A 23403-nucleotide genomic window follows, 5' to 3' on the forward strand; every position below is an offset into this window, starting at 1 on the left:
GCACACGAACCGGGGCGTACCTGAACTAGGCTCTGTGCAGCGCCCGTTCGAGGATCGCCGCGCCCTCCTCCGCCTCGGCGACGGTCAGCGACAGCGGCGGGGCGATCCGCAGCACGCTGGTGTCGTGTCCGCCGCCCTTGCCGATGAGGAGGCCGCCCTCGCGGGCCGCTTCGAGGACGGCGGCGGCCGCCTGCGGGTTCGGCCGGTCCGTGCCGGGCTCGACCAGCTCGACGCCGATCATCAGGCCGCGTCCGCGCACCTCGCGTACGACGGGCAGCTGGGCGCAGATGGCCCGCAGCCGCTCGATGAGGAGCCCGCCGACGCGCCGCGCGTTGCCCTGGAGGTCGTGCTCCAGGAGATACGTGAGGTTGGCGAGGCCGGCCGCCATGGTGACCGGGGAGCCGCCGAACGTCGAGATGGAGTTGGCGTCGAGGGAGTTCATGACCTCGGCGCGCGCCACGACGCCGCCGACCGCCATGCCGTTGCCGATGCCCTTGGCGAAGGTGAGGATGTCCGGCGGGCCGTGCTGCGCGTGCGCCTGCCAGCCCCAGAAGTGGTCGCCCGTGCGGCCCCAGCCGGTCTGCACCTCGTCGGAGATCCACAGGATGCCGTGCTCGGCAAAGACTTCGCGGAACGCGGCGTACAGACCGTCGGGCGGCGAGGTGAAGCCGCCGACGCCCTGCACCGGCTCGGCGATCAGCGCCGCCACTCCCCCGCGGGTCTGCCCGAGCATGTCCCGCAGGTCGTCGACGCAGGCCGCGGTGAAGTCGGCGTCGCCCAGTGCGGCGTACGGGCCGCGGCTGCGGACGCCCCCGTGGACGTACAGCGTCTGGAGGGGCGAGAGGCTGGTCGGCGACCACGACTGGTTGCCGGTGATGCCGACGGTCGTGAAGGACCGGCCGTGGTAGCTGTTGCGCATCGCCAGGATCTGGTTCGAGCGGCGGTGGGCGGTGGCGAGGAGCAGCGCCGCGTCGTTGGCCTCGGTGCCCGAGGTGGTGAAGAAGACGCGCGCGTCGGGGATGCCGGACAACGCCGCGACGCGCTCGGCGAGTTCGACCATCGGGCGGTCGAGGTAGAGGGTCGAGGAGTGGATGATCCGGCCCGCCTGCTCGCTCACCGCCTTGGTGACCTCGGGCAGGGCGTGCGCCGTCATGGTGGTGAGGATGCCGCCGAAGAAGTCGAGGTACTTCGTGCCGTCGGCGCCCCACACGTGGCGGCCCTCGCCGTGCGTGAGCTCGATCGGCCGCTGATAGTAGAGCGCGAGCCAGTCGGGCAGCACCGCCCGGTGGCGGTCGTACAGATCGGTCACGGCTGCACCAGCCCTTCATAGGCGTCGGGACGGCGGTCGCGGTAGAACGCCCACTGTTGGCGTACTTCCTCGATGAGGCCGAAGTCGAGGTCCCTGACGACGAGTTCTTCGGTCTTGTCGCTCGCGGGTTCGCCGACGAACTTGCCGCGCGGGTCGACGAAGTAGCTCGTGCCGTAGAAGTCGTTGTCGCCGTACTCCTCCTGGCCGACGCGGTTGATCGCGGCGATGAAGTATTCGTTGGCGACGGCGGCGGCGGGCTGTTCGAGCTGCCACAGGTGGGCGGAGAGGCCGCGGTGGGTGGCGGACGGGTTGTAGACGAGCTGGGCGCCGTTGAGGCCCAACTGCCGCCATCCTTCGGGGAAGTGGCGGTCGTAGCAGATGTAGACGCCGACCTTGCCGACCGCGGTGTCGAAGACGGGCCAGCCGAGGTTGCCCGGCTTGAAGTAGTACTTCTCCCAGAAGCCCTTGACCTGGGGGATGTGGTGCTTGCGGTACTTGCCGAGGTAGCTGCCGTCGGCGTCGATCACGGCCGCGGTGTTGAAGTAGAAGCCGGACTGCTCGACCTCGAAGACGGGGACGACGACCACCATGCCGGTCTCGCGGGCGAGTTCCCTCATGCGGGTGACCGTGGGCCCGTCGGGCACGGGCTCGGCCCAGCGGTAGTGCTCGGCCTCCTGGACCTGGCAGAAGTAGGGGGCGTTGAAGACTTCCTGGAAGCCGATCACCTGCGCGCCCTGCCGGGCCGCCTCGCGGGCGTGCTCCTCGTGCTTGGCGATCATTGACTCGGTGTCGCCCGTCCAGGTGGCCTGGACCAGTGCGGCGCGTACGACGTTGGCCATGAGCTGCTCCTTCGTATGCCCGTGGGAGGGCGTCGATGAGCTTCTACGCACGTAGACCTGCTGCGTGGATCAGGAAAACGTAAGCCTCCGCCGAGGGGCCGAGCAAGACCATCGCCGTCAACCGATGGAGTCGATCATGTTTCGCACCCGAGCGGGCCAGAAACGGGCAGGGACGATCCCGGTCAGGCGCTGAATCCCGCTACGCGCAGCGCGTGCACCAGGTCCCAGTGGTGCGCGTCCGAGACCTGCCGGGCCGTCTCCAGGAGCAGGGGTACGAGGCGCTGCGGGTCCGTGTGCGCGCAGCTGGCCACGTCCTCGGGGGTGCGGACGCGGAGGTACGAGTCGAGGAGCGCGCGGGCCTCCCGCTCGCGGCCCGCGTCGAGCAGCGCGACGACCGCCTCGGCGATCTCCGGCGCGGGGCGCGCGACGCCCTGCCGCAGCAGCTTCCTGCAGTCGTCGGCGCGGCCGGAGCCGGCCAGCGCGTCCGCAAGGGCGACGAGCCGGTCCGGTGGCAGCGAAGCTGCCTCCCAGAGCAGCGTGGCCCAGTCGGCGCCGAGGCCCGCGCGGTGCAGTTCGACGGCGAACTGCGGCAGCCTGTCCGCGGGCCAGCCGGCGGCCTCGACGAGCACGCCGTGCGCCTCGCCGCTGCGGCCCTCGGCGCGGAGTTCGACGAGCTGCCGCACGGCGTCGGAGGTGGCGCGCCCTGCGGGGTCCTCGTCGGGGAAGTGCGACGGTTCCGGCGCGGGCGCGGTGTCGGGGGCGCCGGCGTGCCGCCCGCCGCCGCCGAGTCCGGCGAACCGTGCGCCCCTGGGGTAGGCCGGTTCCGCCGCGTGGGGCGCGGAGGCCTGCCGGGGCACGCGCAACTCGTCTCCCGGGGACGGGGATGGGGACGGGGACGGGGACACCTCTCCCGGGGACGCGGACGCCCCTCCCGGAGACGAGGACACCCCTCCCCGGGACGGAGACCCCCCGAACCCGTCGTCCGCCGCCGCGCCGAGGTCCACCCACGACGGCCGTCGCGCCTCGGCCAGGCGGTCCATGCGCTCCTGCAGTTCGGCGCAGCGGGCGGTCGCGCGGTCGTGGTCGTCGCGCACCCAGGCCAGGTCGAGGTTGATGCGGTCGGCCTCGTCGGCGTCGGCCGCGGCGGTCAGCCGGTGCGTGAGGTCGGCCTGCCGCTCCAGGGCGATCCGCTGCTCGGTGAGCATCATGTCGAGCCGGTCGCTGAGGAGCTCCCGGCCGCCGGGCCGCGCGTCGTACGCGGCGATGGACGCCCGGTGCAGGGCGCGCGCCACGGCCGCCTCGCGCTCGGCCTCCGGGAGCCCGCGGTCCGCCGCGAGGTCGTGGAGCAGCGCCTGCACCACGTCCCAGGGCGGGACCTCGGCGCCGTCCAGACAGGCGCGCATGCCGTCCGGGTCGCGCTGCCAGAACACGCCGCACCAGCCCGCCTCCTGGTCCAAACGTCCCAGCAGATCCCTCAAGTACCTCGCGAACTCCCTTACCTGCTGCGGGAGTTGTTCCACTACCATCCGACCGGCACCGCCCCGTGGAGACTGGAGTCTTCCGGTCCGGAAGATAACACCAGACGTGTTACGGGACGACTACATGCAGTTTTCCGACGGCGTGAGTCGAAGCACTCAGACGGCTGTCAGCTCGCACCGGACCACCAGCTCATCGAGCGAGAGCCCCAGCACGGAAGCCAGCGCCGCCACGGTGAACAGCGCGGGCGTCGGCGCCCGCCCCGTCTCGATCTTCCGCAGCGTCTCCGCGGAGAGACCGGCCTCCGCCGCGACCGACACCATGCTCCGCTCGCCCCGGGCCTCCCGCAGGAGCCCCCCGAGACGCTCGCCGCGCTCACGCTCTTCCGGGGTCAAAGGAGTCCGAACCATGCCCCCACCCTACCCGACCCCCGATTTGTATACCGGCATTCAAATACCGGTATAGTTATTGGCATGGTGGAACTCAAGACAGAGAAATCGATCGAAGCGATGCGTGAAGCGGGCCGCGTCGTGGCGCAGGCCCTCACCGCCGTCCGCGAGGCCGCGGCCGTGGGCGTCTCCCTGCTCGACCTGGACGCGGTGGCGCACGGCGTGCTCCGCGAGGCCGGCGCCTCCTCCCCCTTCCTCGGCTACCGGCCGCACTTCGCACCGACCCCCTTCCCCGCCGTCATCTGCGCCTCCGTCAACGACGCGATCGTGCACGGCATCCCCGACGCCTACCGGCTGCGCGACGGCGACCTCGTCTCCATCGACTGCGGCGCCCACCTCGACGGCTGGGCCGGCGACTCGGCCATCAGCTTCACCGTCGGCACCCCGCGCCCCGCGGACGTCCGCCTCATCGGGACGGCGGAGCGCGCCCTGGAAGCGGGCATCGCGGCGGCGGTCGTCGGCAACCGCATCGGCGACATCGCGCACGCCATCGGCACCGTGTGCAGAACGGCGGGATACGGCATCCCGGAGGACTTCGGCGGCCACGGCATCGGCCGTCAGATGCACGAGGACCCCGGCGTGCCGAACGAAGGCCGTCCCGGCCGCGGCATGCCGCTGCGCCCCGGCATGGTCCTGGCCATCGAGCCGATGGTGATCGCGGGCGGCGACGACGGCTACCACCCCGCGCCGGACGGCTGGACGCTCCGCACGAACGACGGCAGCCGCGCGGCGCACGCCGAGCACACCGTCGCGATCACCGAGGACGGTCCCAGGATCCTCACGGCACTGTGACCCGACGAGGACATACCCCGACGTAGATCATCCGTACGATTCTCCGGTGACACCAGAGATCACTGACTACGGACAGTTCGCGGACCGGCTGCGGGAGCGTCAACAGGGCCGCCCCCGCTGGGAGTTGCTCGAAGCGGTCCAGCGCGAGTGGGGCTACGAGGACCCGGGCGGCGAGCCCGGCCACTCCCGGTGGGGCGGGGAGAACCGCACGGACGGCATCGACTGGGAGCTGCCCGTCCCCGAGGCGCTGACCGAGTGGTGGGACTCCCCCGTCAACTCCTTCGCCTTCAATCCGCGCCTGTACTGGGTCCACACCCAGTGGCCGCCGAGGATCTCGGAGCTCGAAGCGGCCGCGGACAGCGGCCTCGTGGGGCCCGGCGGCGACCGTCGTGTCTGTGTCTTCATGTCGGAGTACCACTACAGCCACGAGTGGGGCTACCTCGCCGCCGAGGCCGAACTGCCCGACCCCCGCGTCGTCGTGAGCCTCCGCGGCGAGTGGGTCGTGCAGAGCCGGTCGCTCTCCGAGTTCCTGCTGCAGCTGGCCTTCGAGCGGCTGCCCGCGCACTACGGCTGGACGCTGCGGGTCCGCAGGAAGGTCGTCGACGCCGACCCGGAGATCGTCCGGCGCCTGACGTCCTCGTACCGCGAACTGGGCCTGCTGCCCTGGCAGGAGATGGGCACGGACGCCCTCTCGTACGGCGCGCCGGACGCCGTCATACGTCATGGCCGCGGCCCCGGCGCCGACTTCGCGATCGTCATCAACGCCCGGACGCGCGAGGCGCTCGTCGCGGTCGCCGAGACCCTCGGCGTCGACTGGTCGGGCGACAAGGCGATCAGCCCGCCCACCGAGGTGCCCGCGCCCCTGGAGGACCTCGGTCCCGTCTCCCTCGCGGCGGGCGACGCCGATCCGCGCGGGCGCTGGACCGTCCTCTCGCGCGGGCCCGGCGCACCGCCTTCGGTGCCCGGCGCCGCCGCCGCGCTCGTCGAAACGCCGGGCGCCCTGCGGTCGGTGGCCACCGACCAGGACGCGACGACCCTCGTGGCGGGCGACGCGGACGGCTTCGTGCACGTCCTGGAGACCGACGACGGGTCCCCCGAGACCATCGGCCTCGCCCTGCACCGCGCGCCGGTCACCGCGCTCGCCTGCGTCAAGACCGACAGCGACGGGCGCCTCGTCCTGAGCGGCGACGAGAACGGCGTGATCCGCTACTGGAGCACCCGCCGCAAGCCACGGCGAACCCCCTTCGCGCGGCGCCGCACGCCCGTCCGGGCACTCGCCGCCGCCCAGCTGGAGACCGGGCCCGCGCTCGCCGCGGCATGGGCGGACGGCCTGGTCCGCGTCTGGGACCTGGACTCCGACGCGGTGGCCGGCCTGCGCCTCGGCACCGGCATCACGCACCTCGGCCTCGACGCGGACGGCACCCTGCGCGTCACGGACGCGGACGGCACGTCCGTGCTCCGCCTCGACCCGGCGAAGCTGTGGCCGCACCGCGACCTCCAGCTGCGCCTCGACGGCGTCGACTGGGGCTCCCTGTGGACCGCGCGCGGCCCCGGCCGCATGATCCCCGACCTGATCGGCAAGGTCGCGTCCGACGACAAGAAGACCGCCATGGACGCGGTCCACGACCTCTACCGGCTCCTGGTCTCCAAGGAGGCCTCCTCGACCGCCGCGGTCCCCGCGATCCCCTTCCTCGTCGAGCTGATGACCGACCCGGACAACCAGGCCCGCTCCACGCTGCTGCTGCTCATCGCGGATCTCGCCGACGTCCGCCGGGCACGCGGCGGCCGGGGCGACGCCCAGCTCGCCGCCGTCCGTGAGGCGCTGCCCGCGCTGCGGTATCTGCACGACGACCCGGAGTCGCCGATCCGCTGGGCGGCGAACGAGCTGGAGCAGAACTGCGCGGCCTCACCCGTCCCGTAGCGCCGGCGCGTGGCCCCGGCTCACCGGCCGGGGCTCACCGGCCGACACTCACCGGCCTGGGCTCACCACCATCGCCGACCCGCCGCCCCTGCGGACCTTCTCCGCCGCCGCGAGCCACCTGCCGTCCGGCAGCCGCTGCACGCCCGTGGCCGCGCCGATCTCCGGGTTCTGCTTGAAGGAGTGCCCGATCGACTCCAGCGACTTCCTCGTCCGGCTGTTCCACAGCCCCGGTTCGAGCTCGGTCTGCGCGGCGTTGCGCTGGCTGGCGCGCGGCGCGGCGATCGCGTCGACCAGGGGCAGGCCCCGGTCGAGGAAGCCCGTCAGGGTCTGCAGGACGGTCGTGACGATGGTCGCGCCGCCCGGCGAGCCGAGCGCCACCACCGGTTTGCCGTGGTCGAGCACGATGGTCGGGGAGATCGAGGAGCGCGGCCGCTTGCCGGGGCCCGGCAGGTTCGGGTCGTGCACCCCGGGGCTCACCGGCGCGAAGGAGAAGTCGGTGAGTTCGTTGTTGAGCAGGAACCCGCGGCCCGGGACGGTGATGCCGCTGCCGCCCGTCGACTCGATGGTGAGGGTGTACGCCACGACGTTGCCCCATTTGTCGGCGGCCGTCAGATGCGTGGTGTTCTCGCCCTCGTACGTCGTCGGGGCCGCCTTGTCGCCCGTCGCGCACGGCCTCGGGTCGCGCGGGTCGCCGGGCGCGAGCGGGCTCTTGAGGACGGCGTCGTCCTTGATCAGGCACTCCCGCGAGTCGGCGAACCGCTGCGAGAGGAGCTGCTTGGTCGGTACGTCCTCGAAGGCCGGGTCGCCCACCCAGCGCCCCCGGTCGGCGAACGCGACGCGGCTCGCCTCGATGTAGCGGTGCAGGTACCTGGTCTTCGACGCCTTGGAGAGGTCGGTGCGCTCCAGGATGTTCAGCGCCTCGCCGACGGTGGTGCCGCCGGAGGACGAGGGCGCCATGGAGTAGACGTCGAGGCCGCGGTACGAGGTCTTCGTGGGGGCCTGGCGCTTGACCGCGTACGCCTTGAGGTCCTTGAGGGAGAGGTCGCCGGGACGCACGACGCGGTCCGCCTCCGGGTCGACCGGCGGCTTGTTCACCGTCCGCACGAAGTCCTCGGCGAGGTCGCCGCGGTAGAGCGCGCCGACGCCCTCACGGGCCAGTTCCCGGTAGGTGCGGGCCAGGTCGGGGTTCTTGAACGTCGAGCCGACCACCGGCAGCTCCCCGCCGGGCAGGAACAGCTTCGCCGAGGCGGGGAAGTCCCTGAACCGCTGCTCGTTCGACGCGGTCTGCGCGCGGAAGGTCGGGTCGACGGTGAAGCCGTCGCGGGCGAGGCGCTCGGCGGGCCTCAGGAGCGTGCCGAGGCGCTTGGTGCCCCATCGGTCGAGCGCCGACTGCCAGGTGGCGGGGGTGCCGGGGGTGCCGACGCCGAGGCCGCTGGTGACCGCCTCCTGGAAGGGGATCGGCTTGCCGTTCTCCAGGAAGAGCTTGGAGTCGGCGGTGCGCGGGGCCGTCTCGCGGCCGTCGATGGTGCTCACCTTGCGGGTCCTGGCGTCGTAGTGGACGAAGTATCCGCCGCCTCCGACGCCCGCCGAGTAGGGCTCGGTGACGCCGAGCGCGGCGGCGGTGGCGACGGCCGCGTCCACGGCGTTGCCGCCGTTGCGCAGGACCTCGATGCCGGCCGCCGAGGCGTCCGGGTCGACGCTGGCGACGGCTCCGCCGTGGCCGACGGCGACGGGCGTCTTCTCCGGTGCGGCCGGTTCCGCCGAGCGCGTGGGCGAGGGGGGCGCGGCCGCACCCACCGACACCAGCACCCCTCCGACCGCCCATAGCGTCAGATTCCGTACGACAGCGCGACGCATTCGTACCTCCTGTCAACAACGGTCTGCGCAGCGTAACTTCGGATCCCCCGTCGCGACAGGACCTCCTCGAACACGGGTCCGGCGGGCCGCTAGCATGCGCCCCCATGAGTGATGACGTGCGCACCCTGGTCCTCGGCCTGAGTGCCGGTCTGCTCGCGGTCGGTATCGGTGCCGCGCTCGGTTGGCTCGTCCGCGGCCAGCTGTGGAAGCGCAGGCTCCGCCGCAAGCAGGCCTTCTTCGGGCTGCCCGACAACGCCGAGTCGCTGCTCGTGGTGAACCGTGACGCGGGCGGCCCCGAGCCGACCGTGGTGCGCCAGGACGTGTTCGCGCTCCTGGAGCTGGCCTCGGTCGTCAAGGAGTGCGGCGCGCACGCCCAGCTCGTCGCGCACGACACGGCCCAGCAGGGCTTCGGCGAGCGCACCGAGTTCTGCGTGGGCAACCCGGTGGCGAACCGCCGCATGGCCGCGCACATGCACTCCCTGCTGCCGGGCGTCCGGGTGAACGGCGAGCCCGAGCCGGTGCCCGACCGCGGCGCCTTCCAGATCGGCGCCGAGCGCTACCGCCTGGAGCCCGGGCTCACGGAGTACGTGATCCTCGCCCGTCTCACCGCCGACCAGGACCAGGACGCGCGGCCCGTCTTCCTCTTCTGCGGCCAGCGCGCGGTCACCAGCCAGGCGGCCACCCGCTATCTGGCCCGCCACCACGAGAAGCTCGCCCGCAAGCACGGCAACGACTCCTTCGTGCTGCTCCTGAAGATCGTCAATTCGCAGGCGTACGGACCCGACGTCGTCGAGCTCGTCGGGGACGTGACGCGCGCGGCGCGGACCCCGCTCCCCACCCCGTCGGCCCGCACCTCCCATCGCGCCAAGTGACCCGCCCCTCACCGTGCGTCGACATGATCAGGGGTCTTATGTGATCTAGCGGGGAATTTCCGGACAACAGGCAACCCGTCCGGCCGATCGCCCCTCTCACCGTGCAGTCCACATTCGCACGGAGGTACGTTCCTTGACCCCCCAGAGCTCTTCGAGCCGCCGACGCCCCCTTCGCACCCGCCACGCGGCGACCGCGGGCCTCGCGGTGCTCGCCGCCGCACTGACCGCCTGCTCGGGCGGCAGCGGCTCGTCCGGCGCCGCCGAGGCCGCCGAGAAGCCGAAGATCTCGGTGAACCTCACGGGTCAGCAGGCGGAGGCGGGCAAGCCCGTGAAGGTCAGCCTGGCCGACGGCCGCCTGAAGCAGGTCACCGTCGCCGACGACAAGGGCACGAAGCTGCCCGGCAAGGTGTCGTCGAACGGCTCCACCTGGACCTCGGAGCGCAAGGCGGCGCCCGGCACGGCGTACCGGGTCGAGGCGAGCACCGACAAGGGCGGCAGCGCGAAGGCCTCCTTCAAGACGGCCGCGCCCGAGCAGGTCAACAAGGTGACGCTCACCCCGGGCAAGGGCAGCACCGTCGGCGTCGCCCAGCCCCTGTCGATCACCTTCGACCACCCGGTGCGGAACAAGGCCGAGGTCGAGAAGCACCTGAAGGTGACGACCTCGGACAACACGACGGGGTCCTGGGGCTGGATCAAGAACTACGACGGCAAGGACCGCGTCGACTGGCGCCCCAAGGAGTACTGGAAGTCCGGCACGAAGGTGAAGCTGGACGCCCGGCTCAACGGCATCGACTCGGGCGGCGACGACTGGTTCGTCCGCGACTACGCCACCGGCTTCACGGTCGGCAAGAGCCAGGTCGTCAAGGTGGACCTGGACAGCAAGACGACGACGCTGACGCGCGACGGCAAGACCGTGAGGTCGCTGCCGATGTCGGCCGGCACGCCCGGCGGCGAGAAGGCCTCCTGGGGCGGCACCTCGGTCCTGATGTCGAAGGAGGGCACGATCAACATGCGCTCCGAGACGGTCGGCCTCACCGGCAGCAACAGCTACAACAAGATGGTCGACTACTCGATGCGGCTGACCTGGTCGGGCATGTACGCGCACGCCGCCCCGTGGAACGCCTCGTACTTCGGCAACACCAACCACAGCTCGGGCTGCGTCGGCATGAGCACCGGCGACGCGGGCTGGCTCTACCGCGAGGTCCAGACAGGCGACCCCTTCGAGGTCACCGGCAGCGGCTCGAAGGGCGTCCCCGACCCGGGCAACGGCTACGGCGAGTGGAACCTCTCCTGGTCCGACTGGCAGGCGAAGAGCGCGCTGAGCTGACGGTTCGTCCGTCGACAATCGTTACCGGGGCGTAACTTACCGACGGGTTACCCCCGGTAAAGCCCTGCGGTTACCGTCGGGTCACTTTGCACCGTCCGAGTGAGGAGTGACCCGTGGGACTGCCGCACCATGCCTTGCGTACGACCACCGTGGGGACCGTTTCGGCGGCCCTCGTCGCCGGTGCCGCCTTCGGTCTCGCCCCCGCGGCACAGGCGGCGCCCGCGGCCGCGCCGCGGCCGGCGAGCGCCGCCGACGTACGCTTCGTCGACATACCCGGCGACGGCGGCACGATCCTCAAGGCCAACGTCTTCACTCCCAAGGACGCCGAGCCCGGCGTGAAGTACCCCTCGATCGTGCTGCCCACCAGCTGGGCGATGCCCCAGATCGAGTATGTCGCCCAGGCCCAGAAGCTGGCCAACTCCGGCTACATCGTGGTGAGTTACAACTCGCGCGGCTTCTGGCAGTCCGGCGGCGAGATCGAGACCGCGGGCCCCGAGGACATCGCCGACGCGTCCAAGGTCATCGACTGGACCCTTGCCCACACCCCGGCCGACCCGTCGAAGGTCGGCATGGCGGGCGTCTCGTACGGCGCGGGCATCAGCCTGCTCGCCGCCGGGCACGACAAGCGGGTCAAGGCCGTCGCCGCGCTGAGCGGCTGGGGCGACCTGATCGACTCGATCTACAGCGGCCGCACCCAGCACGCCCAGGCGGCCGCCCTGCTCGGCGGCGCGGGCGCGCTCACCGGCCGCCCGAGCGCCGAACTCCAGCAGACGCTCAAGGACTTCCTCGGGTCCAACCTGGACAAGGAGGACGAGATGATCGCGTGGGGCGCCAAGCGCTCCCCCGCCACCTACCTCGACGAGATCAACGAGAACGGCGCGGCCGTCATGCTCGGCAACGCCTGGGGCGACACGCTCTTCCCGCCGAACCAGTACGCGGAGTTCTACGAGCGCCTGACCGGCCCGAAGCGCCTGGAGTTCCGCCCCGGCGACCACGCGACGGCCGAGGCGACCGGCCTGCTCGGCCTGCCCAACGACACCTGGACCTCCACCCAGCGGTGGTTCGACCACCACCTCAAGGGCGCGGACAACGGCATCGACAAGGAACAGCCGGTCCAGCTCAAGTCCCGGTCCACCGGCGGCTACGAGGGCTACCCGGACTGGAAGTCGGTCGGCCCCACCCGCAAGAAGATCGCCATGGCGGGCACCACCACGATCCGCGCGAACGTCGACTCGGGCGCCAACGGCGGCATCGCGATCCTCTCCAACGCCCTGGAGCAGTTCCTCAAGATCCCGCCGACGGCCTCGGTGCCGCTGCTCCCGCGCCGCTACTCGGGCGTCTGGCAGTCGGAGCGCTACGCGTCGGCCCAGCGGGTGCGCGGGACGGCGAAGCTGCACACCACGCTCACCAGCACCAAGGAGAGCGGCACCCTCGTCGCGTACCTCTACGACGTGGGCCCGCTCGGCCTCGGCAAGCTGGTCAGCAACGCGCCGTACACCTTCCACGGCAAGACGCCCGGCAAGCCGTTCGGCGTGGACCTGGAGCTGTTCTCCACGGCCTACGACGTACCGGCGGGCCACCGGCTCGCCCTGGTGGTCGACACGGTCGACCCGCTCTACATCGAGCACAACCCGTCCGGCGCGCAGCTGACCTTCTCCTCGCCGGCGACGGACCCGTCGTACGTGTCCGTTCCCCTGCGCGAGCAGTGATCTCCGGCTGCTGCCGGGTGGGCCTGCTTCAGCTACCGCGCACCTGGCAGCAGCGTCCCTGGTTCCGCCGGGGCCACGTCCGCGGCCTCGGTCTTGGGATTGCGCCGCTGACGCCTGGACACCCACTGGGCGAACCACGACAGCAACATGCACATCCCGATGTAGATCGGTGAGATCACCATGACCACGGGGATGAACGGCAAATCGTAGTCGAGGTTCGACGCGATGAGCTTCCCGGCATGGAGGAACTCCTCGTAGGTGATCAGATATCCGAGCGAGGTGTCCTTCAGGGCCACCACCAGCTGGCTGATGATGGCGGGCAACATGGCCCGCACGGCCTGCGGTACGAGGACGTGTCCCATGACCTGTGTCTTGCGCATTCCGAGTGCGTAGGCCGCCTCCCGCTGCCCCCTCTCCACGGAGTTGACGCCGGATCGGAAGACCTCGGCGAGTACGGAGCCGTTGTAGAGCGTGAGCCCGGCGACCAGCGCGGGCAGCGGCTGGACCTTCAGCGCCACGAAGACGAAGAAGATCATCACAAGCACGGGCATCGCGCGGAAGAACTCCACGACGAGCGTGGCCGCCCAGCGCACGGGCCGGTGGTCGGAGAGGCGCCCCATGGCGAGCAGGCCGCCGAGGGCGAGGGCGAGGACCGCGGAGATCGCGAAGGCCTTGAGCGTGTTGCCGAGGCCGCGCAGGAGGAGCTCCTGGATGCCCTGGTACTCGAAGGGCGTCCACTTCGTGGCGGTGAACTGGTTGGTGTCGAAGAGCAGGTACAGGATCCAGCCGACGAGCGCGAGGACGAGCAGGGTGGAGAGCACCCCGTACAGCCTGTGGCGTCGGACGGTCCTGGGTCCCGGGATGTCGTAGAGGGCGGTGGAATCGTGGGAGAGGGCTTTCATCGGGCGACTCCCCAGCGCTGCTCGAGGACGTTGAAGACCGCGCTGATGGCGAGGGTGATGATGAGGTAGCCGAGGGCGATCCAGACGAACGTCCAGATGATGTTGTAGCCCAGCTCGCTGAGCGTCTTGTACGTGCCGAGCAGCTCGGTGACGCTGAACGCGCCCGCGATCGCCGAGTTCTTGGCCAGCGCGATGAGGTTGGAGCCGACCGGCGCGATGACGGACCGGAAGGCCTGCGGCAGCACGACCATCGACAGCGTCTGGCCGAAGGTCATGCCGAGGCTTCTGGCCGCCTCGCCCTGCCCCTTGGGCACGGTGTTGATGCCGGACCTGAGCGCCTCGCAGATGAAGGCGGAGGTGTAGCAGCCGAGGGCCAGCACGGCGAACACCTTGAAGGGGAGGACGAGTCCGAAGCGCGGCAGCCCGAGCAGCACCGCGAAGAAGAGCAGCGTGAGCGGGGTGTTGCGCAGGACCGTCACCCACACCGTGCCGAACGCCCGGAAGGACCCCACGGGCGCCACCCGGAACGACGCCATGACGAAGCCGAGGACGAGCGCGAGGAGCGAGGCGTAGACGGTGAGTTCGACGGTGCCGAGAAAGCCCTCGCCGAACGTGGAGAAGTTGTCTGTCAGTACGTCCACGACGCCTCCTCAGCTCGCCGGGTAGCGGTCGATGGCGGGCGGTTTCGGCGCCGGGACCCCGGAGAGGCCGAGCGTGGCGTCGTACGCCTTCTTCCAGTCGCCGTTCTTCTCGCCCGCGGCGAGGGCGTCGTCGACGGCGAACCGGAGGGCGTTGTCGCCCCGGGGCACCCCGATGCCGTACGGCTCCTCGGAGAACGGCTTGCCGACCACCTTCAGTTCGTCGGGCACCTTGGCCGCGTAGCCGATCAGGATCGCGTCGTCGGTGGTGACGGCGTCGACCTGATAGGTCAGCAGGTTGTCGACGCAGACCGAGTACGTGTCGTACGCGACGAGGGTCGCCTTCGGGTGCTCCTGCTGGATCCGCTGGTACGGGGTCGATCCGGCGGCCGAGCAGACGCGCTTGCCGGCCAGGTCCTGGGGGCCCTTGATGTCGTCCTCGTCGCTGCGCACCAGCAGGCCCTGGCCCGCCAGGTAGTAGGGGCCGCCGAAGCCGACGAGCTTCTTGCGGTTGTCGTTGATGGTGTAGGTGCCGACGTAGTAGTCGATCTGCCCGTTCTGCAGGGCGGTCTCGCGGTTCGCCGACGCGATGGTCTTGAACTCGATCCGCCGGGGGTCGAGGCCGAGCGAGGCCGAGACCATCTTGGCGATCTCGATGTCGAAGCCGGAGTAGGTGCCGGTCGCCGGGTCCTTCTCGCCGAGGTAGGGCTGGTCCTCCTTGGCGCCGACGACGAAGCGGCCGCGGCTCTTCGCCTTCTTCCAGGTGCCCGACTCCGGCAGCTGGAAGCCGGTCGCCACCCGGTACTTCGGCAGCTCGTCGGCCGCGGGCCCCTTGGTCGGCGGGCTGCCCTCCTTGCCGCACGCGGCGGCGGCGCAGGCGGCCAGGACGAGCGCCGCGAACAGGCGTGTCGTACGCATGGTGTGTCGTCGCTTCACGAGCGCGTCCCCCCGTCAGTGCTTGAGGATCTTGGAGAGGAAGTCCTTGGCGCGTTCGCTCTCCGGGCGGGTGAAGAATTCCTCGGGGGTCCGGTCCTCGACGATGCGGCCGTCGGACATGAAGACGACGCGGTTGGCCGCGGAGCGGGCGAAGCCCATCTCGTGGGTGACGACGACCATGGTCATGCCCTCCCGCGCGAGCTGCTGCATGACTTCGAGGACTTCGTTGATCATCTCGGGGTCGAGGGCCGAGGTCGGCTCGTCGAAGAGCAGCGCCTTGGGGTCCATGGCCAGCGCGCGGGCGATGGCGACGCGCTGCTGCTGGCCGCCGGAGAGCTGCGCCGGGTACTTCTCGGCGTGCGCGGACAGGCCCACGCGCTCCAGGAGTTCGCGGGACCGCTGCTCCGCCTCGTCCTTCTTGCGGCCCCGCACCTTGATCTGTGCCAGGGAGACGTTCTGGAGGACGGTCTTGTGCGCGAAGAGGTTGAAGGACTGGAAGACCATGCCGACTTCGGCGCGGAGCCTCGCGAGTGCCTTGCCCTCGGCGGGCAGCGGCTGCCCGTCGAGTCTGATCTCTCCCGACTGGATGGTCTCGAGCCGGTTGATCGTCCGGCAGAGCGTTGACTTGCCCGACCCCGAAGGGCCGATGACCACGACCACCTCCCCCTTGCCGACGGTGAGGTTGATGTCCTGGAGGACATGCAGCTCTCCGTAGTACTTGTTCACATCACGCAGCTCGATCAAAGGATCGACGGCCATGGCAAGACCTGCCCACTCTCAGCTGTGTACGTCCGCGCAAACTATCCACGTGAAAACGGGACTTACTGGACGACACGCACTTATGGGCATTAACCGTATTTGAGGCAATTCCGGTCACGTCGGCCGCGCGTCTGCGGTGCCGGGAGCCCTGTGCTCACGTCTCGGAGGCCTCTCCGTAGACCTGCGACAGCTGCGGTGCCCCCTGTACCGCCCAGTCGAGCCCCGCCTCGACGACATGGATGTCCCGCCCGGTCTTCAGCCGTACGACGGGGCTGCCGCCCGGCCAGACGTGCCAGGTCGCGCCCGGCACCGTCCGCACCACGACGGTGCCCAGGTACAGCCCCGCGTCGTTGCCGAGCCAGGGCAGCAGCTCGGGGTCGTCGCGCCAGCGCGGCAGGAGCTGGTCGAGGGCCGCCAAGGACGCCGGGGAGTCGTCCAGTTCGAGGCCGGCGGCGCTCGCCTGGGAGCGGAGCAGCTCGCACTCGGAGAGCAGCGCGGCCACGCCCTCCGGATCCTCTTCGAACGCGGCCGCGAGCCCCTCGGCCCGGTCCGTCGCGGAGTGCCGCCTGCGCCACCTGTCGAGGAACGGAATGTTCATGGTCGGCCTCTCCGTCGGGTGGCGCCCGCCGGATGCGCGGCCTGGCGCCGATTCCGTATGTCCAAGAATGTATCTTGCATCAGTTGATCACGGAATGAGCGGATCGGGGCGGGGTACCCGTGGCAGCCCGCGGGGGTCGGTTCCGCTCGGTCCGGGAGGTGGGCGATGGTGTGGTGGGCGTGGTTGATCGCCGTGGTCGTCGTGGTGGGGCTGCTGGCCGCCGCGGTGATCGGGGTACAGGCCCGGCGGCGCAGCGGGGGCGTGATCGTGGTGCGCAGGGGCCGCGGGTCCGGACGAGGGAGGGCCCGATGACGACGCCCGTGCCCGCGCTGATCCCGGCCACCGACCTCACCAAGCGCCCGGTGGTCACGCTGGGCGGCGAGGCGGTCGCCCAGGTCAAGGATGTCGTGCTCGACGGGGCGGGCGGCCGGATCGCCGGCTTCACCCTGGCGGGCCGTGGCCTTCTCGCCGGGCCGCTGCGCAAGAGCGTCCCGTGGTCGGCCGTGCACGCCCTGGGCGCGGACGCCGTGATGATCACCTCGGCCGACGCCCTGGAGGACCGCTCCGCCGTCGCCTCCGGGCAGGAGGCCGCCGGCGGCCTGGTCCGCGGGGCCCGCGTCCTGACGGACCAGGGGGTCCAGGTGGGCACGGTGCTCGACGTGGTGGTCGAGGCGGGCCGCGAGGGCCGGGTGGCCGGTGTCGAGATGGCCTCCACGGAGGCTCTGGGCCGCCATGAGCGCAAGGTCTTCCTGCCCCTCGGCGAACGCGCGGCGATGACGGGCGACACGCTGGTGATCCCGGCCCGCGACACGGAGCACGCGGTGGACGAGCTGAGCGAGTTGGTGGCGGTGGTGGGGGGCCGGCGCGGCTGGTTCGGGAAATCCGGGGAAGTCGGAGCAGCCGGGGAAGTTCGAGAAGCCGGGAAGGGGCCGATCTCATGATGCTGCTCAGTCAGGTCGTGGGGCGCCCGGTCGTCAGCGCGGCGGATGCCACGCACATCGGTACGGTCGCCGGGCTCGTCGTCTCGCCGCCGGAAGAGGCTCTGATCACCGCCATCCGGCTGGACGGCGTCAAGGGCGGCGCCGACGTCGTCGCCTGGGCGGACGTGCACGCGGTGGGGCCGGACGCGGTGGTCGTCGGGGCGGCGTCGGCGGCCCGGTTCGCCTCCACGGACTCGTCCGAGAGTCAGGACCTGCTCGGCAAACGTCTCCTGACGGAGCTCGGCGACGCCGTCGGGACCCTGGCCGACGTCACCTTCGACCCGGAGTCCGGCCGCGTCCACACTCTCCACACCTCTCGCGGCCACCGGGTCCCCGGCTCCCACCTGCTCGGCATCGGCTCGTACGCGGTGGTGATCCGAGCGGTCGACGAGGCCGCCACCCGCGCCTAGTCCGGGGCGGCTGTCGACCGGGGTTGTACACCCGTGGTCGATTCCCGGCGTCCGGCCTCCTGGCTACGATCGGCGCATGTCAGCCACCCCGCCGATATCCCTGCTCAAGCATGCGCCGCCGGGCGTCTGGGCGGCCGTCGCCTGGTGTCTCGGCATGCTCTCCGGCGCCCGTGCGTACTACGGGATCCCGGGGCTGCCGACCAGCCCGCAGGAGGCACCGGAGCCGTGGGAGTGGCTGCTCGTGGCCGTCGCGGCGGGCCTGGCGCTGGCCGTCGTCCGGCTGCTGAGCCGCCGCCCGCTGGTGGCGGTCGGGCTGCTCGTCGCCGCCTCGTACGCCGCGACGCTCGCGATCGACGCGACGAACATCGCGTTCGCGCAGTACGCGGCGGTCGACATCGCCATGGGCTACGTGGTGGCGACCGGGGCGCGCCGGGCCCGCGCCACCGCCGTCGTCCTGGCGCTCTGCGTCCTGCCCGGCTACGCCCTGCTGCGTCAGCTCCTGGGCCTCCCCCTCCGGCTGGACCACACCATCAACTCCAGCTGGTCGGACTGGCAGACCGTCGCCCTGACGGCCGCCGTCGCCTGGCTGGTCGGCAACTCGGTGCGGCAGGCCCGTGCCTACACGGAGCGGCTCGGCGCCCAGGCCGCCGCGCAGGCCGTCACCGCGGAACGGTTGCGGATCGCCCGGGAGATGCACGACACCGTGGCGCACAGCATCGGCATCATCGCGCTGCAGGCGGGTGCGGCGGCCCGGGTCGTCGAGACCCAGCCGGCGGGCGCGCGCGAGGCGATGGTCGCGGTGGAGAAGGCGGGCCGCGAGACCCTGGCCGGGCTGCGCCGGATGCTGGGCGCGCTGCGGGAGAGCGACGGTGACAGTGTCGGTGACAGGGGCGGCGGTCGGGGTCCGGACGGGGTGCGGGAGCCGGCGCCGCGTGGTCCGGCCGAGGGGCTCGCGGACGTGGAGCGGCTCGCCGCGTCGACGACGGCCGCGGGGGTGCGCGTGGACGTGGTGTGGCGCGGCGAACGGCGGCAGCTGCCCGCGGACGTCGACCTGTCGGCGTTCCGCGTCATCCAGGAGTCCGTCACCAACGTGGTGCGGCACGCGGGCGTCACGTCCTGCACGGTGTCCGTGGACCAACGCGACGAGGAGATCGTCATCGAGATCGAGGATGCGGGACGGGCCCGCGCAGCCGGTGCGCGACCGCACGGCACCGGCTACGGCCTGCTCGGCATGCGGGAACGAGTCGCCCTGCTGCACGGCGAGTTCAGCGCCGCGCCACGCCCCGAAGGCGGCTTCCGGGTGAGCGCCCGGCTGCCCGTCCCGGCCGCGGCGGGCGTCCGATGACGATCCGCGTCCTGCTGGTCGACGACCAGCCCCTCGTCCGCACCGCCCTGAGCATGGTCATCACCGAGGCCCCGGACATCGAGGTGGCGGGCGAGGCGGCCTCGGGCGACGAGGCGGTCCGCCGGTGCGCCGAACTGCGCCCGGACGTCGTGGTGATGGACATCCGGATGCCCGGCATGGACGGCATCGAGGCCACCCGGCTCATCACGTCGGGCCCGACGCCCGCGCACGTCGTCGTCCTGACCACGTTCGACGACGACGATTACGTGTACGGGGCGCTCCGCGCGGGGGCCGCCGGATTCCTCGTGAAGGACATGGCCCTGGACGACATCCTCGCGGCGGTGCGGACGGTCGCGGCCGGCGACGGTCTGATCGCGCCGAGCGTCACGCGCCGTCTCATCAAGGAGTTCGCGGGCCGTCCCGTGCACGCGCCGCCGCGCGACGCGCCGATCGAGGGCATCACGGACCGCGAGCGCGAGGTGCTCACCCTGGTCGGGCGCGGCCTCTCGAACACCGAGATAGCCGGGGAGCTCTGCCTCAGCGTCGCCACCGCCAAGACATATCTGACCCGGCTGCTCGCCAAGCTGGGCGCCAGGGACCGGGTGCAGCTGGTGATCATCGCGTACGAGAAGGGCCTGGTGTCGGCGGACCGCTGACGGACGACCGGCCGACGCTGTCGGCGACTTCGCGCGTCCCGGTGCCGGCGCGCTCCCGGCGACTTCACGCATCCCGGTGCCAGTGCGCCTCCCGGTGCCAGTGCGCCCCCGGCGACTTCGCGACTCCGGTGCCGGTCCGCCCCCCCGGCGACTTCGCGACTCCCGGTGCCAGTCCGCCCCCCGGCGACTTCGCAACTCCCGGTGCGGTGCGCGCCCCCGGCGACTTCGCGCCTCCCAGCGAGTTCGCGTCGTGTTCACGCGTCCCTCATTGACTCGTCTCCCGCGCCTCCTTAGCTTCATGGCGCATCTGCCAACACGGGAGGGGTCTGTCGTGCGCCGACGTATCTGGGGAGCGGCCGCCGTGCTCGCGCTGCTCACGGGCCTCGTACCCGTGGCATCGGCTGAAGCCGCGGCCCCGCACGGACCCGTGCCGCTCCCCCTGGAGCGGCTGTTCGACAACCGCGCGGTGAGCGACGACGCGCGTCCCGCCGACGCGGACTTCGACGGGTCGGGCGGCTCGCTGTCCGCGCGGGACCTGGCGGCCGCGGGCTGGACGCCGGGGCGCTCCCTCGCCGTCGACGGGGCCCGCCTCACCTGGCCGCGCACCGCGCCGGGCGCTCCGGACAACGTGCGCGCCGACGGGCAGTCGGTGCGCCTGCGCGGCCGCGGCGACGCCCTCGCCTTCCTGGTCGCGGGCACGGGCGGCGAGGCGAGCGGCACGGGGACGGTCCGGTACCGGGACGGTTCGCGCGACGCCTTCCGGCTCACCGCGCCGGACTGGCGTTCGGGCCCGCTCGCCACGAAGTCCGTGGCCCTGCCGCACATCAACACGCCGGGCGGCCAACTCGCCGAGAAGGCGCGGCTGTACGTCGTCACTGTGCCACTGGCCCGCAGACGCGAGGTCGCCTCGGTGCGGCTGCCGCGGGACCCCGGCGCCGCCGACCTGCATGTGTTCGCCGTGTCGGTGCGGGCCGAGGCGAAGGGCTGGACGGGCACTTGGTCGGCGTCGACGTCGGGCTACACGGCGGTGGGGCCCTGGACCGACCGGACCGTGCGGCTCGTCGTCCACACGAGCACGGGCGGGCCGCGGGTCCGCATCCGGCTCGACAACACCTTCGCGGCGGCCCCGGTGCGGATCGGCAGCGCGACGGTGGCGGTGCAGGGGTCCGGGGCGGGTGCGCGGGGCGAGCCCCGGAGGCTGTCCTTCCGCGGCTCCTCGGGGACGGAGATCCCGGCGGGCGCCCAGGCGTTCAGCGATCCACTCGACTTCGACGTGCCCGCCGACGCGAACCTCCTGGTGAGCTTCCACCTGCCGGGCCCCGTGGCGGCGGCGCCCGTGCACAGCCAGGCCGTCCAGCGGTCGTACGTCAGCGGCCCCGGCGACCATGCGGCGGACGGCTCCCCGGCCGCGTACACCTCGACGATCACGACGTGGCCGCTGCTCACCGGCGTCGACGTGGGCGGCGGGCCCGGGTCCGTGGTGCTGCTCGGCGACTCGATCACGGACGGCGTGAAGTCCACGCAGGACGCCAACCGGCGCTGGCCGAACGTCCTGGCGACCCGCCTCCTGAACCAGTCCCGCGTCCCGCGCTACGGAGTGCTCAACCAGGGCATCTCCGCGAACCGCGTGGTCGCCGACCGCTATCCCGGCGACGGCGTCTCCACCGACACGGGCGGCGTGAGCGCCCTGCACCGCCTCGACCGCGACGTCCTCGCCCAGACGTCGGCCCGCACCGTCGTCGTCTTCGAAGGGGTCAACGACGTGCGCTGGGGCGCCTCGGCGGATCAGGTGATCGCCGGTCTGCGGGAGATCGCGGACCGCTCCCACGCACGCGGGCTGCGGGCCGTGGCGGCGACGATCGCACCGTGCGAGGGCGAGCGGCTCTGCACCGCGGCCGCCGACGAGCAGCGGGAGAAGGTCAACGCCTACCTGCGGGGTACGGGCGACTTCGACGCGGTGCTCGACTTCGACGCGGTGCTGCGGGATCCCGCGCACCCGGCGCGCATCCTCCCCGCCTACGACAGCGGGGACCACCTGCACCCGGGCGACGCGGGGCTCGCGGCGCTGGCGGAGTCGGTGGATCTGCGGCTGCTGGTGCCGTGAGGTCCTAGACGTCCAGGTCGACCACCACCGGTGCGTGGTCCGACGCGCCCTTGCCCTTGCGCTCCTCGCGGTCCACGTACGCGTCGGAGACGGCCTTGGCGAACGGCTCGTTCCCGTACACGAGGTCGATGCGCATGCCCTTGTTCTTGGGGAAGCAGAGCTGGCGGTAGTCCCAGTACGTGAACGGGTGGTCGTACTTCAGGGGGCGCGGCACGACGTCCGTCAGGCCCGTCTCGCGCAGGGAGGCGAGGGCGGTGCGCTCGGCGGGGGTGACGTGCGTGGAGTCCACGAAGAGCGCGGGGTCCCAGACGTCGTCGTCGGTCGGCGCGACGTTGAAGTCGCCGAGGACGGCGAAGGGGCGGGAGCCGCCCGCGTCCCCGGCGACCGCGGCCTTCAGGGCCTCGAACCACTGGAGCTTGTACGCGTAGTGCGCGTGGTCGACCTCGCGGCCGTTCGGCACGTAGACCGACCAGAGGCGGACCGGGCCGCAGGTCGCGGAGATCGCGCGGGGCTCCTGCACGCCGTCGTACCCGGGGTCGCCCGGCAGGCCCCTGACGATGTCCTCGAGGCCGACCTTGGAGATCAGCGCCACGCCGTTCCACCGGCCGGTCGCGTGGACCGCCGACTCGTACCCCAGCTCGCGGAGGGCTTCGGTCGGGAAGCCCTCGGCCGTCGTCTTGGTCTCCTGTATGCAGACGACGTCGGTGCCGGTGGCCTCGAGCCAGGCCAGGAGCCTCGGCAGACGAGCGGTGATCGAGTTCACGTTCCAGGTCGCAATGCGCATGCCTCACAACCTACCGGGCGGCACTGACAGTCACAGAGCGGCCGACTGCCCCGGCGTCAGACGCAGGTGCTCGGCCCCGCCGAGGGCGCCGATCTGGTTGTCGTAGATCGGCCTGGCGAGGTCGGTGAGGAGCGCGTCGTGGATGTCGTAGGCCCGCTGGGGCTTGACCTCGCGTACGTAGTCGATCACTTCGGAGATCTTGTTCCAGGGGGCCATGACGGGCAGCATCAGCGTCTCCACGGGCTGGTCGGGGACGGTCAGCGCGTCGCCGGGGTGGAACACCGAGCCGTCCACCAGGTACCCCACATTGGTGATCCGCGGGATGTCCGGGTGGATGACCGCGTGGAGTTCGCCGTGCACCTGGACGTCGAACCCGGCGGCCGTGAACGTGTCGCCGTGCCCGACGGTGTGCACGCGCCCCGGGAAGGCGGCCGAGATCCGGTCCGCGACGGACCTGAGCGTCCAGATCTCGGCGTCGGGGCGGTCCTCCAGGGCGGCCCGCAGCCTGCCCTCGTCGAAGTGGTCCGGGTGCTCGTGCGTGACGAGGATGGCGTCGGCGCCGAGCGCCGCGTCGTCCTCGCTGAAGCCGCCGGGGTCGACGACGAGCGTGCGTCCGTCCTTTTCGAGACGCACGCACGCGTGGGACTTCTTCGTGAACGTCATGCGCTGCGCGCGCCCGGCCCGGGTGTCAGGGGAAGTAGTCATGCCTCCCATCCTGCTCCTCGCCTCCCGTCCCGCTA

The 23403-nt window shown here is 71.8% G+C and carries 22 protein-coding genes; 10 read left to right on the forward strand and 12 right to left on the reverse strand.

Going from position 1 to position 23403, the window contains the following annotated elements; translation table 11 throughout:
* Positions 1-25 precede the first annotated feature (25 nt).
* The 4 genes from ACZ56E_RS40155 to ACZ56E_RS40170 all read right to left on the reverse strand — a co-directional run bounded on the left by ACZ56E_RS40155 (position 26) and on the right by ACZ56E_RS40170 (position 4034).
* Positions 26-1309: an aspartate aminotransferase family protein gene (locus ACZ56E_RS40155; protein WP_471221922.1), complete on the reverse strand. Its 1284-nt coding sequence runs from the start codon at positions 1307-1309 to the stop codon at positions 26-28.
* The gene (locus ACZ56E_RS40160; protein ID WP_471221923.1) at positions 1306-2148 is read right to left on the reverse strand and encodes a nitrilase-related carbon-nitrogen hydrolase; all 843 of its coding nucleotides are present in this window, start codon (positions 2146-2148) and stop codon (positions 1306-1308) included. The genes ACZ56E_RS40155 and ACZ56E_RS40160 overlap by 4 nt, the downstream gene beginning before the upstream one ends.
* A gap of 182 nt (positions 2149-2330) precedes the next feature.
* On the reverse strand, positions 2331-3626 hold the full coding sequence (locus ACZ56E_RS40165; RefSeq protein ID WP_471221924.1) for a hypothetical protein: 1296 nt from the start codon (positions 3624-3626) through the stop codon (positions 2331-2333).
* A gap of 156 nt (positions 3627-3782) precedes the next feature.
* Positions 3783-4034 carry a helix-turn-helix domain-containing protein gene (locus ACZ56E_RS40170; protein ID WP_468601969.1) on the reverse strand — a complete coding sequence of 84 codons (252 nt, stop codon included), beginning with the start codon at positions 4032-4034 and terminating at the stop codon, positions 3783-3785.
* A gap of 63 nt (positions 4035-4097) precedes the next feature.
* Between ACZ56E_RS40170 and map the strand changes: the two genes are divergently transcribed.
* Both map and ACZ56E_RS40180 read left to right on the forward strand, forming a co-directional pair.
* Positions 4098-4865: a type I methionyl aminopeptidase gene (map, locus tag ACZ56E_RS40175; RefSeq protein WP_471221925.1), complete on the forward strand. Its 768-nt coding sequence runs from the start codon at positions 4098-4100 to the stop codon at positions 4863-4865.
* 46 nt (positions 4866-4911) lie between these two features.
* Positions 4912-6786, forward strand: a complete 1875-nt coding sequence (locus ACZ56E_RS40180; protein WP_471221926.1) for a WD40 repeat domain-containing protein — start codon at positions 4912-4914, stop codon at positions 6784-6786.
* 48 nt (positions 6787-6834) lie between these two features.
* On the opposite strand, the gene ggt is transcribed toward ACZ56E_RS40180, so the two are convergent.
* On the reverse strand, positions 6835-8643 hold the full coding sequence (ggt, locus tag ACZ56E_RS40185; RefSeq protein WP_471221927.1) for a gamma-glutamyltransferase: 1809 nt from the start codon (positions 8641-8643) through the stop codon (positions 6835-6837).
* Between the two features lie 104 nt (positions 8644-8747).
* Here ggt and ACZ56E_RS40190 point away from each other — a divergent pair, with 104 nt between their 5' ends.
* The 3 genes from ACZ56E_RS40190 (at position 8748) to ACZ56E_RS40200 (ending at position 12551) form a co-directional block, all read left to right on the forward strand.
* Positions 8748-9515, forward strand: coding sequence for a hypothetical protein (locus ACZ56E_RS40190; protein ID WP_471221928.1), 768 nt, complete (start codon positions 8748-8750; stop codon positions 9513-9515).
* Between the two features lie 133 nt (positions 9516-9648).
* The gene (locus ACZ56E_RS40195) at positions 9649-10842 is read left to right on the forward strand and encodes a L,D-transpeptidase (RefSeq protein WP_471221929.1); all 1194 of its coding nucleotides are present in this window, start codon (positions 9649-9651) and stop codon (positions 10840-10842) included.
* A gap of 113 nt (positions 10843-10955) precedes the next feature.
* The gene (locus tag ACZ56E_RS40200) at positions 10956-12551 is read left to right on the forward strand and encodes an alpha/beta fold hydrolase (protein ID WP_471221930.1); all 1596 of its coding nucleotides are present in this window, start codon (positions 10956-10958) and stop codon (positions 12549-12551) included.
* A 32-nt stretch (positions 12552-12583) separates the two neighbouring features.
* On the opposite strand, the gene ACZ56E_RS40205 is transcribed toward ACZ56E_RS40200, so the two are convergent.
* From ACZ56E_RS40205 to ACZ56E_RS40225, 5 genes are all read right to left on the reverse strand, one after another.
* Complete coding sequence (locus tag ACZ56E_RS40205) at positions 12584-13453, reverse strand: amino acid ABC transporter permease (protein ID WP_471221931.1); 870 nt, start codon at positions 13451-13453, stop codon at positions 12584-12586.
* On the reverse strand, positions 13450-14094 hold the full coding sequence (locus ACZ56E_RS40210; RefSeq protein ID WP_468601985.1) for an amino acid ABC transporter permease: 645 nt from the start codon (positions 14092-14094) through the stop codon (positions 13450-13452). The genes ACZ56E_RS40205 and ACZ56E_RS40210 overlap by 4 nt, the downstream gene beginning before the upstream one ends.
* A 9-nt stretch (positions 14095-14103) precedes the next feature.
* Positions 14104-15009: a glutamate ABC transporter substrate-binding protein gene (locus ACZ56E_RS40215; protein ID WP_471221932.1), complete on the reverse strand. Its 906-nt coding sequence runs from the start codon at positions 15007-15009 to the stop codon at positions 14104-14106.
* Between the two features lie 33 nt (positions 15010-15042).
* A complete protein-coding gene (locus ACZ56E_RS40220; RefSeq protein WP_468601987.1) occupies positions 15043-15786 on the reverse strand; it encodes an amino acid ABC transporter ATP-binding protein in 744 nt (247 codons plus the stop codon).
* Between the two features lie 154 nt (positions 15787-15940).
* Positions 15941-16384 (reverse strand): DUF6278 family protein, encoded by a 444-nt coding sequence (locus tag ACZ56E_RS40225; protein WP_468601989.1) that lies wholly within the window; start codon positions 16382-16384, stop codon positions 15941-15943.
* A 308-nt stretch (positions 16385-16692) separates the two neighbouring features.
* Between ACZ56E_RS40225 and ACZ56E_RS40230 the strand changes: the two genes are divergently transcribed.
* The 5 genes from ACZ56E_RS40230 (at position 16693) to ACZ56E_RS40250 (ending at position 21879) form a co-directional block, all read left to right on the forward strand.
* Complete coding sequence (locus ACZ56E_RS40230) at positions 16693-17325, forward strand: PRC-barrel domain-containing protein (RefSeq protein ID WP_471221933.1); 633 nt, start codon at positions 16693-16695, stop codon at positions 17323-17325.
* Positions 17322-17774 carry a PRC-barrel domain-containing protein gene (locus ACZ56E_RS40235; RefSeq protein ID WP_471221934.1) on the forward strand — a complete coding sequence of 151 codons (453 nt, stop codon included), beginning with the start codon at positions 17322-17324 and terminating at the stop codon, positions 17772-17774. Before ACZ56E_RS40230 ends, ACZ56E_RS40235 begins: the two co-directional genes overlap by 4 nt.
* Before the next feature lie 76 nt (positions 17775-17850).
* Entirely contained in the window at positions 17851-19119 is a 1269-nt protein-coding gene (locus ACZ56E_RS40240) for a sensor histidine kinase (RefSeq protein ID WP_471221935.1), read from the forward strand.
* Positions 19116-19775: a response regulator transcription factor gene (locus ACZ56E_RS40245; RefSeq protein ID WP_468601997.1), complete on the forward strand. Its 660-nt coding sequence runs from the start codon at positions 19116-19118 to the stop codon at positions 19773-19775. The genes ACZ56E_RS40240 and ACZ56E_RS40245 overlap by 4 nt, the downstream gene beginning before the upstream one ends.
* Before the next feature lie 298 nt (positions 19776-20073).
* The gene (locus ACZ56E_RS40250; protein ID WP_471221936.1) at positions 20074-21879 is read left to right on the forward strand and encodes an SGNH/GDSL hydrolase family protein; all 1806 of its coding nucleotides are present in this window, start codon (positions 20074-20076) and stop codon (positions 21877-21879) included.
* A gap of 4 nt (positions 21880-21883) precedes the next feature.
* Here the strand turns inward: ACZ56E_RS40250 and ACZ56E_RS40255 are convergent, their stop codons facing one another.
* A complete protein-coding gene (locus ACZ56E_RS40255; protein ID WP_471221937.1) occupies positions 21884-22663 on the reverse strand; it encodes an exodeoxyribonuclease III in 780 nt (259 codons plus the stop codon).
* A 30-nt stretch (positions 22664-22693) separates the two neighbouring features.
* On the reverse strand, positions 22694-23326 hold the full coding sequence (locus ACZ56E_RS40260) for an MBL fold metallo-hydrolase (protein ID WP_471148651.1): 633 nt from the start codon (positions 23324-23326) through the stop codon (positions 22694-22696).
* Positions 23327-23403 lie beyond the last annotated feature (77 nt).

Source organism: Streptomyces sp. NPDC039480 (assembly GCF_055597165.1).